We start from the raw sequence: 13,404 nt of genomic DNA, 5'->3' as shown, positions 1-13,404 counted from the left end.
CCCTAAACAGTCTGATCATCTTCAAGTTGCTTTTGCGCTTCTGCGACTAAACTCATAAAGTCTTTGGTGACTTCATCATCGGCGTGATAGCCTTTTTTCTCCCAAATTTGCTGAAATAGTTTTTCGGGTGTTGGTGGCTCTAGGCTAATCGTTTGCTTGCTCTCGGCAGTACTTTCATTGGAGAGGTATTGTCTGGAAATCCGCACCAACCGATAACGATCTTTGGGTAAGGCATCTTCAAATTGTTGTCGTAGGTTAGGCTGTGGTGGGGTCGTGGTGTGATATTCGATATCGACATATTCACGATGCTCGAGATTTTCGATCGGTTCATTTGGCAGATTGCGCAGGCGTTGCATGACTGCACTGAGTTCATCTTTAATTTTATGCAGTTGAATACTTCGAGGTATTGGCAGAGCTTCAAAGCTAAACGCGTCTTCATTTTTTTTAGGATCAACGGTCACTTCAACCACTTGATGTTTATAGTTGATTTCACTAAATGACAGAGGAATAGGTGAACCGCTATAACGAATATGTGGATGCTGTACTTTTTGCGGTTTATGCAAATGCCCCAGTGCTACATAATCAATGCTGTCATCGAACAGAGCCGTAGATAGGGCTTCTTCATTACCAATAATAATTGGTCGTTCTGAATCGGAGGTTTCTCCGCCTTGCATATGCGCATGCGACATTAGAATCAGGGCTTGATCATCAGTTTTACGGCGTTTGGCTTCTTCGATCAATTGTTGATGCAAATAAGCAATCGCATTTTGACTGTTGGTGGTGTGTTCATTAAAGCCTGTGATTTCAGCTGATCGTAGAAATGGCAGGGCAATACACCACGCCACAATCTGTTTTTGCTCGTCATAAATTGGCAAAATTAAACGTTCTAGATCGAGGCTTTTATCTTGATTCCAGCGAATCACTCCAACGGTTTTGGCATTGTATTTTTCTAAAAGAGGCTCAACCTGTTCAATGCGATAACCCGAGTCGTGATTGCCTGCAATCATTAAGGTTTGCATGTGTGGGGCAAGCTCATGAGCATCGGCAAGGAACTGATACAGTTGTTTTTGTGCCTGTGAGCTGGGATTAATCACATCAAAAATATCGCCCGCAATCAATAAGGCATGCGGTTGTTTGGCTTTGATCTGCTCAAGTAACCATGCCAGAAATTGTTCATGTTCGTAGTGGCGGGAATGATTATAAAAAAACTGCCCCAAATGCCAATCAGACGTATGAAAAAAACGCACGGTCATAAATGAATCTAAAAATAAAATAAACCCGAATAAGGTAGCACGTATTTAGGGCGAAGGGAGCGTCTTGCTCAGCAGAAAAAGCACTACAAGATGCCGCTTGATCATTTTTAAGCGATGCTCTAGTTTGAGCTCCATAGCATTATTTTAACAATGAGGAATATAGAATGAGCTTAGGTCAAGTAAGCCGCGAAATTATTGATCACATCATGTTGATTGGCTTGGATCGGGTGGCAAAGCGTAATGCTTTCGATAGCCATATGATTCAGGATTTATCCCTTGCTTTAACAGAATATGAAAACAATGCTGAATTGCGTTGCGCCGTGATTTTTGCGCATGGTGATCATTTTACCGCGGGCCTAGATCTGGTGGAATTACAGTCTAAAATTTCACAAGGCATTTTTAATTTTGCAGCGGATCAGGTGAATCCGTGGGGAACAGGTGGTCGGCATCGGACTAAACCAGTCATTGTGGCAGTACAAGGGATCTGCTATACCGCTGGGGTGGAGTTAATGCTGAATGCCGATGTGGTGATTGCCGGTGAAAATACCATCTTTGGTCAGTTGGAGGTATTACGCGGCATCATGCCATTTGGTGGTGCAACTGTTCGTTTCGTGCAGGCTGCAGGTTGGCAAAAAGCAATGCCTTATTTATTAACGGGCAAAACTTTTGATAGCAAAACGGCCTATGAATTGAACCTTGTCTCGGAGGTGGTGGCGTCAGGGCAGCAACTTGAGCGTGCCTTGGAAATTGCTAAAGAAATCTGTGTTTCTGCACCATTGGCTGTACAGGCGTTATTGGCTTCTGCAACAGATGCAGTAACACAGGGGCAAAGCGTGGCATTTGAAAAAATGAACAATTATTTAATGCCACTGTTTGTATCTGAAGATGCTCAAGAAGGGATTCGCGCGATGTTAGAAAAACGCCCACCGCAGTTTAAGGGGCGGTAATTAGGGTGTGTTGACACTTTTAGCTTAAAAAAATAGCGAAGTAGTAAAATCAAATCGCCAAACCCAATTTTACTATTCGCTATGCCTCGTACCATGCTGACAGATCAACACTGGCAAAAGTTGAAAACTATTTTGCGTAATTTATCTATTCATCACAACTCAAATTTACGTAATTTTATTGAAGCTATTCTCTATAGAATTAGAACAGGCTGTCCGTGGCGAGATATTCCTTCCTATTTCGGTCAATCAAACTCTATTTTCAAACGTTTTAATCGTTGGTCAAGCAGCGGTAAGTTGCTTAGATTATTCAAATTATTAGCATCATGCCCCGATATGGAGTGGATTTTTATTGATGGCTCTCACGTACGTGCTCATCAACATTCTGCCGGTATAGCGAATCAATCCATTTCTAAAAGTGTAGGAGGAAACTCCTCAAAAATACATTTGATTGTTGATTCACATGGCAATCCTATTGATTTCATGATTACCGATGGCACTACACATGACATCAAAGTTGCACCTGATTTAATAGCAACATTAGATTTAAAAGAGACAGAAGTGGTATGCGCAGATAAAGGCTATGATTCAGAACCACTGCGTGAGCAGATCAGAAAAACAGGAACAAAAGCGAATATACCAAAGAAAATAAATAGCCAATCGAACAATGATCATATGGACTGGTATTTATATAAAATCAGGCATTTAGTTGAAAATATGTTTTGTAGATTAAAACAATTTAGAGGGATAGCTACTCGATATGACAAGCTCAAAAGAAATTATCAAAGTGCTGTTGCCTTAGCCTGTATATTTTTATGGCTACCTTTATAGGTTTAATTATGAACAGTAAATGTCAACAGACCCTAATATTTTTTAAAATACAGGATGAATGAGTTGCTCTACTTGATGAGTTTCATGAAACCAAACAAATATGGATTCTGCTAAAACATTTGGCTTGAGCGGATCAGGAAGAAAAATTAAATAATCGCCACAGCCATTTTGAGCAAATGCGATTGCAGATTCAGGAAATCCATCCCATGCCTGTGCGAGTTTAGTTTCTCGAACAATATGATTACATGTCCGCATTTTTCTTTTGGGATTGGATTGATCAAAAAAAGGAAAAATTTGCCAATTATGATCGACGATGAACAATTCACCACCATTTTCCTCAATCATTTTATTTCTAAATGATTGAGGAAATCTCAGCTGTAATTCCAGTTCAGCCGCCATGATATATTCTTCTTCAATCGGAAAAGGCATTGTGATTTTTCAATAAAAAAATTAATAATTTTTTTTATACTGCTTTTTCATCAATCTGGCAAATCCCAAAGGTATTGTGATCAAGATCCAGGAAATAACCTTGCCAACAACGATTCGGGATGGCGAATTTATCCATCGCTACAATGCCGCCTAAGCTAAGAATTTTAGCTGCTGTAGCATCGAAACTTTCTACTTCGATGCTACAGGTAAAAGCATTGCTGCCACATCCTGTTGGTGGTGTTGCAACGGGACGTTGCAGTAAACCGCCGTAAATCCCCTCTGTGGCAATTCGATAGTACTCGATCGGTAAGTCGTGCACTTTTTCAAATTTCCAGCCAAATACTGATTGATAAAAATGAATGTCACGTTGTGGATCTGACGACTGTATTTCAAAATAAATAATACTGTTCATGGCAGCTATCCTTTTGTAGTTATTGTCTAGAAATTATTCTAAATAGATCGGGGAAATTACAGATAACGATTTATGTAAGTAGATTCCTCGCGCCGCGTACTTGATTGAAAGAATGTAATTTAGTCTTGATTAAAGAGATGAAGTTGAAATTGATGAATATCATTAAACTGATTAATACACCAGAGCTTTTAGCGCAGGCCGCAATGTGGTTTTCAGATAAATGGGAAATCCCTATTGAGGCCTATCGAGACAGCATACAAATCTCAATTGAACAGCCAGGAGAAATTCCACAATGGTATCTGATTCTGAATAAACATCAGCAAATCATTGCAGGGGCTGGAGTGATCGAGAATGATTTTCATGACCGTAACGACCTTAGTCCCAATCTATGTGCGCTATTTGTTGAAGAGGCTTATCGGAAGCAGAATATTGCAAGGGAACTGTTGGACTTCATACGTGCGGAAATGAAAACTTTAGGGTTTGAGAAACTGTATCTGGTCACAGACCTAGATGATTTTTATGAAAAATGCGGTTGGGTATTTTTAACAAGGGTTCAAGATGATGAGGGGGAATTGATGAAAATGTATGTTGCTGATACGTTTTAGCATACAAATTTCAGGCAAATAAAAACCGACGATTCGAGTGATGATAAATCGTCGGTCAAAATCTTTTTCAATGGTTCTGGCTGCTAACACAACCATTGCGAAAGATGGAGAGTCATAATGAAAGGTCACCGAAAACACTGCGGATGCCGTGCAATGTCCAATCGGTTGCTGCGACCTTGTACCCTATATAACGCTGTTGCTTGAGGATTGGTTGACATTAAAATGAAAAAAAAGTGAAAAAAATTTATAATTATTACTTAAGACCAGTTTAATTAGGTTTATCTATATGATTTCATTGCGTTTGTATTATTTCTGGTTTTTCATAATTTGTTTTACTGCGACTTTGTTGGTTGGTGTGCTAGCAGCCATTTTGCCTAATAGTATTGGCGGCGTATTGACTGCTATTCCCTATTTAATTGCCATCATTGTTATTTTATTCAAATTTTTGAAGAAACAGCGCCGTGCACCGACGCCACAGGAAAGGAAACGTTTAAGCATCGGATTTAGTTTGATCTTTTGGGGCTATAACGTTTGTGGCTTATTGTTAGGGCTGTTTATTTTTGCACGTAAAGACCCTGAGGTCTGGCAAAACTTCTTGTTATATCTGAAACAACCTGCATTTTTGCTTAGTATTTTAGCGATGTGGTTTGTGATTGCCGTGCCGCTCTTCTTAATTACCTATTGGTTTTACGGACCGCAAGCACAGCGAATGGCCAATAAAATGTTCAATTAGTTGAACAAAGTTCACTTGTAATTCACTTTTATTCTGCTAAGAGTTAGACATTGATCTGATCAATATCATGCGGGATGAGAGTGCGATGCAAAAACAGACGGTTTTAATCACAGGTGCAAGTGGTTTTATTGGCTCACATTTGTTGCCTTTTTTATTAGAACAACACTATCAAATCATTGCACTGACCCGACAGCCAAATCGGGTTTCTCAGCATTCAGCGCTACGTTGGGTGAATGATCTTGATCAAATTGCAACGCAACAGATTGATTATGTGATTAATCTGGCTGGTGAAAATATTGGTGCAAAACGCTGGACGGAACAGCGTAAACAGCAATTAATACACAGCCGTGTTACGGTGACAGAACAACTATATCAATGGCTGGAACATCGGCAAATTGTTCCCAAATGCATTATTTCTGGCTCTGCGATTGGTTATTACGGTATTGATCCACAAGAGCAATGGAAACTTGTTTGTGATGAAAATACGCCACCACAAGCGATTTTTATGTCCGAACTTTGCCAAAAATGGGAACAGACCGCTTTAAAATTTAGTCAACAAAATACCAAGATCATTCGTTTAGGTGTAGTTTTTGGACGGGGCGGGATTTTGCCACAAATGCTGTTACCGATTCGACTGAATACTATTGCACAAATTGGTTCAGGACAGCAACCAGTCGTGTGGATTCATATCCAAGATGTACTGAATGCCATGGTTTTTCTGTTGCAATCTAATCACAGTCAAAAGGCGTATAATCTTGTCGCCCCAGAACAAATCAATCAAAAGCGGTTCGTTCAAATGGCTGCTCAGATGTTAAGACGTAAACCTTTTATACCAATGCCTAAGTGTGTGTTTAAATCGGTGCTTGGTGAACAATCGCAGCTTATTTTGAATGGTCAGTATGTGGCACCTACGGCGTTGTTAGAACAGGGCTTCCAATTTCAATATCCAGATTTGAATGTGGCATTAACTGAAATTTTAGCAGGAAATTAAATCCTGTCGCTTTAAGCGCAGAGGTGAATAGGCTAGGGGATCAACCAGTGGGTCTTGCTTCAAAATGAGCTGACGTAGTAGACGCGCTGAGCCCGAGCCCATACACAGGCCATTGCGGAAATGCCCAAAGTTAGCCCAAAGATTTTCCAAGTCTGGCATGAGGCCGATATAGGGAATACCCTGTGGGGAACTTGGACGTAAACCCGCCCAGCGTTTTACAATCGGGAATTGCGCTAACTCAGGCACCATCTCTAAGCAGGCAGTGAGGATATCTTGCTGGGTATGTTCATCCACCGCAGTACTAAAGCCAGTCTCTGCCATGCTTGAACCACAGACAATGTGACCATCTTGACGTGGAATCAGATACATCACCCGATTCATGCACATGGTTGGCAGCCAGTTTTCAGGGGTTTTAAATAACAGCATTTGCCCTTGCACGGGATATACCGGGATATTGCGTTGAAGCTGCTGTTGCCATTGCTGACTCCATGCCCCAGACGTAATCACCATATGATCTGCAGTAAATTTCCGACTATCTTCGGTTTCAATCCATTGAACTTTTTTATTTTGAATCATCAGTTTTTCAACAGGGCAATGCTCAAAGAAACGTACCGCAGCGTGTTGTTTTAAATAGCAAATTAACGATTGTAATAAACGTGGATTACGGACATTGGACAGGTATGGGAAATACATTGCGTGTTGGAATTGTGCTGAAATATATGGGTTGACGCGCTGTAGTTGAGAACGATTGAGCAGTTCACTGTGTTGCATCGGTTCTTGATATCGAGTGGCGTAATTCAAGCCAATTTCAAAATCGTCCTGATCGAAAATTAGCATGCCTGTATCGTGGATTTGAAAATCAATATCCGTAACAGGCAGCAGTTTTTCATTCCATGCTTGGTAGAGGGGCTTGCCATATTGCGCCAGTTGATTGACTTCGGGCGCATAACGCCAAGGATACATCGGCGAGAGGATACCTCCACCTGCCCATGAGGCGGCTTGACCTGCTTGTTGTTGGTCAAAAATATCGACAGAGCAGCCTTGTTCAGCAAGTTCCAATGCTGACATTAAGCCACTAATACCCGCACCAATGATGGCAATATGCATAACTTTAATTTAAGTGGTTTCTAAGATAAAAACGTATCTTGAAATTTGCTACACGGAAGACGTCATTCGCAACCTGCGTGATATACGCTAAGAGAAGCCCTGTTATACATCCTCAATATTAGAAAAATGTAAGAAGTGAACAGGTTTTGCGAATGACAATGGTTTTGCCTACTTTTCCCGAAAGAAAAGTAGGTCGAGCCGAAGGCTAATCCAGAAAAAGGATGAGAGCTCAACAAGACTCTGGAGTAGATACTATCATTTTCGGATAGATGAAACATAACTTCTATTTCATCTCTTTTAATTTACGGGCTGCATCTTCAGCAAAATAGGTCCAGATCCCATCTGCACCTGCACGACGGCAACACAATAATGATTCTAAGATCACGCTGTCAGATAACCAGCCATTTTGAATTGCACCGGCAAGCATGGCATATTCGCCGCTGACCTGATAGATAAAGGTAGGTACGCCAAAAGTATCTTTGACTTCACGCACTACATCCAAATAAGGCATACCTGGTTTAACAATCACCATATCCGCACCTTCTTGTAGATCCAGTGCAATCTCATGCAAGGCTTCAGCACGGTTCCCCACATCCATTTGGTAATTATATTTATTACCGCCTTTCAAGTTGCTGGCAGAACCGACTGCATCTCTGAAAGGACCATAGAAGCTTGAGGCATATTTGGCTGAATAGGCCATGATGTTGGTGTAGATAAAATCATTTTGTTCAAGTGCTTGGCGAATCGCACCGATACGGCCATCCATCATGTCACTTGGTGCAATCACATCGGCACCTGCCGCAGCATGGCTCAGCGCCTGTTTTACTAAGCATTCAACGGTTTCGTCATTGAGTACATAACCCGTGTCATCAATAATACCGTCTTGACCATGAGTGGTATAAGGATCAAGTGCACCATCGGTAATCAAGACCATCTCTGGTAATTCTTTTTTAAGGAGGCGGCAAGTGGTTTGTACCAAGCCATCTTCATGCCAAGCGGCTTCTGCAGTTAAGCTCTTATCTTGTTGAGGGGTGACTGGGAATAAAGCCAGTTTTGAAACCCCGAGTTCAAGCAGGTTTTCTGCTTTTTTTAATAATAAATCAGCGGACAAACGTTGCACATTGGGCATACTCGGAATGTCTTGGGTTTGTTGTTGTCCTGGTAATACAAACACTGGATAAATCAAGTGATCTGCCGTTAAATGAGTTTCGCTGACCATGGCACGAAGTTGGTCATTTTTACGGATACGGCGCATGCGAGTCGCAGGAAAAGCTGGACGATTGAACGTATAAGTCATAACAATCTCGATGTTCAGTATTACACTATAGGAATAATTGAGTGATTCAGCCATGCTAGGGGAGAGTTCAGCGACATCACTCAATTACAAACCCCGCTATTGTAGCCCCATATTTTTAGATTTGTGCAAAAGAATGGAAAGTTATTCTTTCCGTTGAGTGTAGGCCGCGTATGAATGATGTAAAGAGAAACTGGACTGGGAATATTCAGTTAGGTGCCAAGGCAGACCACCAAGTGGTCTCGAAGCAATTATGTAAGGCATTCAATGCCTGTCCGTTTTTTAAATATTGCGGCATGGTGATGCGGGTGGTCGATGGCCAGATTGAAGCCTATGTGGAGATGCAACCAGAACTGGTGGGAAATGTGGCATTTCAGATTTTACATGGGGGCGTCGCTGCCACGATTCTGGACAGTATTGGGGGGGTTGCGGCAATGGAGCAACTCTATCTCCGTGCCACGCCAGAAGATCTGCCTGATACCATCAAGAAAGTATCCCGTTTGGCCACTGTAGACATGCGTGTCGATTATCTGGCACCTGGGCGTGGAAAATACTTCATTGCCCGTGCTGAAACGCTACGTTTAGGGCGTAAAGGTTGTACCATGCGCATGACCATGGTCAATGATGAAGATAAGCCTATTGCGACAGCAATTGCCTCTTATGCTTACTAAAAAGTGTTGAACACTTAAGCTGTTTTTTAGCATGGACTTCTGTCTTTCATTCAACTTCCTTTTTCCGCATTGATAACGTATTTCTATCCTAAGGAATACGTGATTCAGCAAGAAAAAGGAGCTGTTGTACCTCATCTGAAGCATCATTTTGATTTGCTTAAACATAATCGTGCAGCATGGATAAGCAGGCGCAAGAGCAGCAGTCATGGTCACGTTCTGTTAGCCATGAACTCATCACTGTAGTCCTTCAGGGCGATTGGGAAGTGCATATTATCCCAAGACCATTAGCCAAAGCATGGCTCGGTGAGATTGTCGGGAAAAATATTTTGTGTTTAGCCTCTGCAGGTGGTCAACAAGCACCTGTGTTGGCGGCTGCGGGTGCGAATGTCACGGTGTTTGATCTTTCCGATCAGCAACTACAGCAAGATCGCATGGTGGCTGAGCGGGAAGGACTGCATCTCAAGACTGTACAGGGAAATATGTGTGATTTGCATGCCTTTCACAATGCTGAATTTGACCTGATCATCCAACCCATTTCAAACCTCTAGGTTGCGGATATTCAAGCGGTCTGGAAGATGTGTTCTCGAGTCTTAAAAAACCTCAAGGGATTCTGATCGCCAGTTTTATAATCCTGTGGTTTTTATTTCAGATCGTAATCCTGAATATGCCAAGCAGGGACTGATTCATCCGATGTATACCTTGCCTTATTCAGATCTTCAGGATCTAAGTGCGGACGCGCTCAATGCCAAGTTACAAAGAGGGGAAGTAGTGGTATTTGGGCATAGCTTCACTGATTTAATTCAGCGGCAACTGGCTGCAGGCTTTCTGCTTCAGAGCTTTTATGAAGATGATCAATTGTAGCCACGTTTTTGAGTAGATCGATTTATGCCAACGTTTTTGGCAACACGCGCGATTAAACTTTAAACCAAGAGCTGATTGGGGGGATTTGGAAAGACTTGTATCGTGAGTCTACTTAAAAAATATCATTAATTAATAATTGAACGCATCAGTTATTTTTTTTATTCTCGTATTATGATTTTTTATCGTTAAAATGCCCAATAATATTTTGCTGCCGTTTTGCACTTTGGGTTTTAACATTCAGTTAAGTTTTTTTAAATAAACTGATCGGCTGATTAAACCAAAAGTTAAAAAGTCTCTTTAATTTTCAGGAATAACCTATGACCGACGCCCAAGCCAAGCCTCAGGATGTTGCTTCAGACTCGGCATCAGATGATGCAATGAAAGCAAAACGTAAAAAGTTTCTCGGATTTTTCGCACTCATTCTTATTCTTGCTGCAATCCTGTACGGTATTTGGGCACTGTTCTTTAACCATTCAGTTAGTACCGACAACGCCTATGTCGGCGCAGAAACCGCACAGATTACCTCGATGGTCAGTGGGCAGGTGACCGATGTATTGGTGAAAGAGACGCAACAGGTTAAACAGGGTGATGTGTTGGTGCGTATTGATGAGCGTGATGCCAAGATTCAATTGGCACAGGCGCAGGCGGAACTTGCCAAGGCGCAGCGTCAATATAAACAAAGTCAGGCCAATAGCAGTTCTTTGAACTCTCAAGTGGTGGTGCGTAATGATGAAATCACCAGTGCACAAGCACAAGTGAGCAAGGCGCAAGCAGACTACGATCGTGCTGCACTGGAATTGAATCGTCGTAATGAGCTGGCTGCATCTGGCGCGATTTCTAAAGAAGAATTGAGTAAGGCACAAAGTGCGGTTTCTACGGCAAAAGCCAGTCTGGAATTAGCTCAGGCTGGTTTGGCGCAAGCCTCTTCGAGCCGTAAAGCTGCGGAAAGTACATTGGCTGCCAACGATGCCTTGATCCAAGGTTTGAATGAAGCATCGACTCCTGATGTATTGGTGGCGAAAGCACATGTGGAACAAGCTACATTGGATCTAGAACGTACGGTAATTCGAGCACCTATCGATGGCGTGATCGCACGCCGTAATATCCAGATTGGACAACGCGTTGCACCGGGTACGGTAATGATGTCGGTAGTCCCAGTGTCTGCACTGTATGTCGATGCCAACTATAAAGAAAGCCAATTGGCGAAAGTCAAAGCCGGACAGAAAGTCACTTTACGTTCTGACTTGTATGGTGATGATGTGGTCTATCATGGCGTAGTACAAGGTTTTTCTGGTGGTACGGGGGCTGCTTTCGCCTTGATTCCTGCACAAAATGCTACGGGTAACTGGATTAAAGTGGTACAGCGTTTACCTGTACGTATCAGTCTTGATCCGAAAGAACTTGCACAACATCCATTGCGTGTGGGGCTGTCGATGCAAGCGGATATTGATCTCGCATCGAAGTAATTAGCCATGAAAACGCAAAATCCTTTTGCAGAACTTAGTGGTGGGCGTCTACTGCTTGCAGCATTTGTCATCGCCCTTTCCAATTTTATGGTGGTCCTAGATACCACCATTGCCAACGTATCTGTGCCTCATATTACAGGTAACCTCGCAGTTTCCAGTTCACAAGGCACTTGGGTCATTACCTCCTACGCCGTTGCAGAAGCGATTTGTGTGCCATTAACAGGATGGCTTGCAGGACGCTTTGGTACAGTGCGCGTGTTTGTTTTTGGTCTGATTGGTTTTACTATCTTTTCCTTTCTATGTGGTCTTGCCACTTCCTTGGAAATGCTGGTGTTTTTCCGTATCGGACAGGGTCTGTGTGGTGGTCCACTCATGCCACTCAGCCAAACCTTATTGATGCGGATTTTCCCACCTGAAAAGCATGCACAGGCGATGGGTCTCTGGGCGATGACCACGGTAATCGGACCAATTTTAGGTCCAATCCTTGGTGGATTAATCAGTGACAATCTTTCTTGGCACTGGATTTTCTTTATCAATATTCCTGTCGGGATTTTCTGTGCTTTAGCTGCGATACGGTTGTTATCTGTAGCTGAAACCAAAACAGAAAAACTACGAATTGATGCGATTGGTTTGGGGTTGTTGGTGCTCTGGATTGGCGCACTGCAATTGATGCTCGATTTGGGGCATGAACGAGACTGGTTTAACAGCAGCAGTATAATCATGTTGGCTTTAATTGCCGTGGTTGGTTTTATTGTGTTTATGATCTGGGAGCTGACCGAAAAGCATCCCGTGGTGAATTTGCATGTGTTCCGACATCGGGGCTTCGCCGTGTCCGTATTGGCGTTGGCTTTTGGCTTCGGTTCCTTCTTTGGCAGTATTGTGCTGATTCCACAGTGGCTACAGATTAATTTAGGCTATACCGCCACATGGGCGGGTTATCTAACTGCAACCATGGGGTTTGGCAGTCTGACCATGTCCCCGATTGTAGCCAAGCTGTCAACCAAATATGACCCGCGTGCATTGGCCAGTTTTGGTTTAGCCTTGCTGGGTGTGGTGACTTTAATGCGCGCTTTTTGGGTGACGGATGCTGACTTTATGTCTTTGGCTTGGCCGCAAATCTTGCAGGGCTTTGCCGTGCCATTCTTCTTTATACCGCTGTCGAATATTGCAATGGGTTCGGTGTTGCCACAGGAAATGGCCTCGGCTGCGGGTTTGATGAACTTCTTGAGAACTATGGCAGGGGCGATTGGTGCGTCGATTGCAGTCACGATTTGGGATGATCATGCCAAAGTGGCGCGTAGTGAAATGGTGAATAATTTACATCCGCAAGAAGTACAAAATACCCTGTTGCAGAATGGATTCTCTTCTGATGCGACACTCGCTATGATTTCGAATCTGGTCGATAAAGAGGCCATTACCATGTCTGCCAATCATGTGTTTATGCTGTTGGCGATTGTGTTTGTATTTGCCAGTGCCTTGATCTGGATGAGTCCAAAGCCGAAAGGCAATACGGGTGGCATGCCAACACACTAGATATTTTGAAGAAAAAAAGCATCTCTTAGGAGATGCTTTTTTTTATGTATAAAAATAGTGTCTTGGCTAGGAATTGTTAGATTTTGCCTGTTTTTATGCCAGAAATACGTGCCAGAATCGGGCTGAAAGTTCAAAAGGACGACATGATCAAACAAGGAGAGACATTGGTGGGCTCAGGATTGAAGGCCTAAAATTATTAGAGATGACTAAAAGTTATTTTTTATCAAAGATTAAAAACATTTGTACCTAAAAATAAAGACGCTTGCATGACAAT

The 13,404-nt window shown here is 42.5% G+C and carries 15 protein-coding genes; 10 read left to right on the top strand and 5 right to left on the bottom strand.

Annotated features, from left to right (window positions below; genetic code table 11):
* Nucleotides 1-2: 2 nt before the first annotated feature.
* Complete coding sequence (locus F895_RS15440) at nucleotides 3-1,253, bottom strand: exonuclease SbcCD subunit D (RefSeq protein ID WP_005239186.1); 1,251 nt, start codon at nucleotides 1,251-1,253, stop codon at nucleotides 3-5.
* A 164-nt stretch (nucleotides 1,254-1,417) separates the two neighbouring features.
* Between F895_RS15440 and F895_RS15445 the strand changes: the two genes are divergently transcribed.
* Nucleotides 1,418-2,200 (top strand): crotonase/enoyl-CoA hydratase family protein, encoded by a 783-nt coding sequence (locus F895_RS15445; RefSeq protein ID WP_005239184.1) that lies wholly within the window; start codon nucleotides 1,418-1,420, stop codon nucleotides 2,198-2,200.
* Between the two features lie 81 nt (nucleotides 2,201-2,281).
* Nucleotides 2,282-3,028, top strand: a complete 747-nt coding sequence (locus F895_RS15450) for an IS5 family transposase (RefSeq protein WP_004912080.1) — start codon at nucleotides 2,282-2,284, stop codon at nucleotides 3,026-3,028.
* 42 nt (nucleotides 3,029-3,070) lie between these two features.
* Here F895_RS15450 and F895_RS15455 read toward each other — a convergent pair whose 3' ends face one another.
* Both F895_RS15455 and F895_RS15460 read right to left on the bottom strand, forming a co-directional pair.
* Nucleotides 3,071-3,457, bottom strand: a complete 387-nt coding sequence (locus F895_RS15455; RefSeq protein WP_005239182.1) for an SMI1/KNR4 family protein — start codon at nucleotides 3,455-3,457, stop codon at nucleotides 3,071-3,073.
* Between the two features lie 34 nt (nucleotides 3,458-3,491).
* Nucleotides 3,492-3,869 carry a VOC family protein gene (locus F895_RS15460; RefSeq protein ID WP_005239181.1) on the bottom strand — a complete coding sequence of 126 codons (378 nt, stop codon included), beginning with the start codon at nucleotides 3,867-3,869 and terminating at the stop codon, nucleotides 3,492-3,494.
* Between the two features lie 152 nt (nucleotides 3,870-4,021).
* Between F895_RS15460 and F895_RS15465 the strand changes: the two genes are divergently transcribed.
* From F895_RS15465 to F895_RS15475, 3 genes are all read left to right on the top strand, one after another.
* Entirely contained in the window at nucleotides 4,022-4,474 is a 453-nt protein-coding gene (locus F895_RS15465; protein ID WP_005239179.1) for a GNAT family N-acetyltransferase, read from the top strand.
* A gap of 286 nt (nucleotides 4,475-4,760) precedes the next feature.
* The gene (locus F895_RS15470; protein WP_005239178.1) at nucleotides 4,761-5,207 is read left to right on the top strand and encodes an ABZJ_00895 family protein; all 447 of its coding nucleotides are present in this window, start codon (nucleotides 4,761-4,763) and stop codon (nucleotides 5,205-5,207) included.
* Nucleotides 5,208-5,292: 85 nt separating this feature from the next.
* Nucleotides 5,293-6,198 carry a TIGR01777 family oxidoreductase gene (locus F895_RS15475; RefSeq protein WP_005239176.1) on the top strand — a complete coding sequence of 302 codons (906 nt, stop codon included), beginning with the start codon at nucleotides 5,293-5,295 and terminating at the stop codon, nucleotides 6,196-6,198.
* On the opposite strand, the gene thiO is transcribed toward F895_RS15475, so the two are convergent.
* Together thiO and hemB are read right to left on the bottom strand one after the other, a co-directional pair.
* Nucleotides 6,184-7,305, bottom strand: a complete 1,122-nt coding sequence (gene thiO / locus F895_RS15480; protein WP_005239173.1) for a glycine oxidase ThiO — start codon at nucleotides 7,303-7,305, stop codon at nucleotides 6,184-6,186. The genes F895_RS15475 and thiO overlap by 15 nt on opposite strands.
* A gap of 283 nt (nucleotides 7,306-7,588) precedes the next feature.
* Nucleotides 7,589-8,602, bottom strand: coding sequence for a porphobilinogen synthase (gene hemB, locus F895_RS15485; RefSeq protein WP_005239172.1), 1,014 nt, complete (start codon nucleotides 8,600-8,602; stop codon nucleotides 7,589-7,591).
* Between the two features lie 170 nt (nucleotides 8,603-8,772).
* Between hemB and F895_RS15490 the strand changes: the two genes are divergently transcribed.
* From F895_RS15490 to F895_RS15500, 5 genes are all read left to right on the top strand, one after another.
* A complete protein-coding gene (locus tag F895_RS15490; RefSeq protein ID WP_005239170.1) occupies nucleotides 8,773-9,270 on the top strand; it encodes a thioesterase family protein in 498 nt (165 codons plus the stop codon).
* A gap of 176 nt (nucleotides 9,271-9,446) precedes the next feature.
* A complete protein-coding gene (locus tag F895_RS20225) occupies nucleotides 9,447-9,818 on the top strand; it encodes a class I SAM-dependent methyltransferase (RefSeq protein ID WP_005239168.1) in 372 nt (123 codons plus the stop codon).
* Between the two features lie 85 nt (nucleotides 9,819-9,903).
* The gene (locus F895_RS20220; protein WP_005239166.1) at nucleotides 9,904-10,131 is read left to right on the top strand and encodes a hypothetical protein; all 228 of its coding nucleotides are present in this window, start codon (nucleotides 9,904-9,906) and stop codon (nucleotides 10,129-10,131) included.
* Nucleotides 10,132-10,448: 317 nt separating this feature from the next.
* Nucleotides 10,449-11,597, top strand: a complete 1,149-nt coding sequence (locus F895_RS15495) for an HlyD family efflux transporter periplasmic adaptor subunit (protein ID WP_005239164.1) — start codon at nucleotides 10,449-10,451, stop codon at nucleotides 11,595-11,597.
* Between the two features lie 6 nt (nucleotides 11,598-11,603).
* Nucleotides 11,604-13,130: a DHA2 family efflux MFS transporter permease subunit gene (locus F895_RS15500; RefSeq protein ID WP_005239162.1), complete on the top strand. Its 1,527-nt coding sequence runs from the start codon at nucleotides 11,604-11,606 to the stop codon at nucleotides 13,128-13,130.
* Nucleotides 13,131-13,404: the final 274 nt, after the last annotated feature.

This window comes from Acinetobacter sp. CIP 64.2 (assembly GCF_000369645.1).
Lineage (GTDB): Bacteria > Pseudomonadota > Gammaproteobacteria > Pseudomonadales > Moraxellaceae > Acinetobacter.
This window is presented reverse-complemented; position numbering and strand designations above follow the sequence as displayed.

What these genes read in the sequence shown, in the direction of transcription:
- F895_RS15440 (WP_005239186.1), bottom strand. Translation starts at nt 1,253, where the DNA reads ATGACCGTGCGTTTTTTTCATACGTCTGATTGGCATTTGGGGCAGTTT.
- F895_RS15490 (WP_005239170.1), top strand. Translation starts at nt 8,773, where the DNA reads ATGAATGATGTAAAGAGAAACTGGACTGGGAATATTCAGTTAGGTGCC.
- thiO (WP_005239173.1), bottom strand. Translation starts at nt 7,305, where the DNA reads ATGCATATTGCCATCATTGGTGCGGGTATTAGTGGCTTAATGTCAGCA.
- F895_RS15470 (WP_005239178.1), top strand. Translation starts at nt 4,761, where the DNA reads ATGATTTCATTGCGTTTGTATTATTTCTGGTTTTTCATAATTTGTTTT.
- F895_RS15450 (WP_004912080.1), top strand. Translation starts at nt 2,282, where the DNA reads ATGCCTCGTACCATGCTGACAGATCAACACTGGCAAAAGTTGAAAACT.
- hemB (WP_005239172.1), bottom strand. Translation starts at nt 8,602, where the DNA reads ATGACTTATACGTTCAATCGTCCAGCTTTTCCTGCGACTCGCATGCGC.
- F895_RS15500 (WP_005239162.1), top strand. Translation starts at nt 11,604, where the DNA reads ATGAAAACGCAAAATCCTTTTGCAGAACTTAGTGGTGGGCGTCTACTG.
- F895_RS15460 (WP_005239181.1), bottom strand. Translation starts at nt 3,869, where the DNA reads ATGAACAGTATTATTTATTTTGAAATACAGTCGTCAGATCCACAACGT.
- F895_RS15455 (WP_005239182.1), bottom strand. Translation starts at nt 3,457, where the DNA reads ATGCCTTTTCCGATTGAAGAAGAATATATCATGGCGGCTGAACTGGAA.
- F895_RS15465 (WP_005239179.1), top strand. Translation starts at nt 4,022, where the DNA reads ATGAATATCATTAAACTGATTAATACACCAGAGCTTTTAGCGCAGGCC.
- F895_RS20225 (WP_005239168.1), top strand. Translation starts at nt 9,447, where the DNA reads ATGGATAAGCAGGCGCAAGAGCAGCAGTCATGGTCACGTTCTGTTAGC.
- F895_RS15495 (WP_005239164.1), top strand. Translation starts at nt 10,449, where the DNA reads ATGACCGACGCCCAAGCCAAGCCTCAGGATGTTGCTTCAGACTCGGCA.
- F895_RS15475 (WP_005239176.1), top strand. Translation starts at nt 5,293, where the DNA reads ATGCAAAAACAGACGGTTTTAATCACAGGTGCAAGTGGTTTTATTGGC.
- F895_RS15445 (WP_005239184.1), top strand. Translation starts at nt 1,418, where the DNA reads ATGAGCTTAGGTCAAGTAAGCCGCGAAATTATTGATCACATCATGTTG.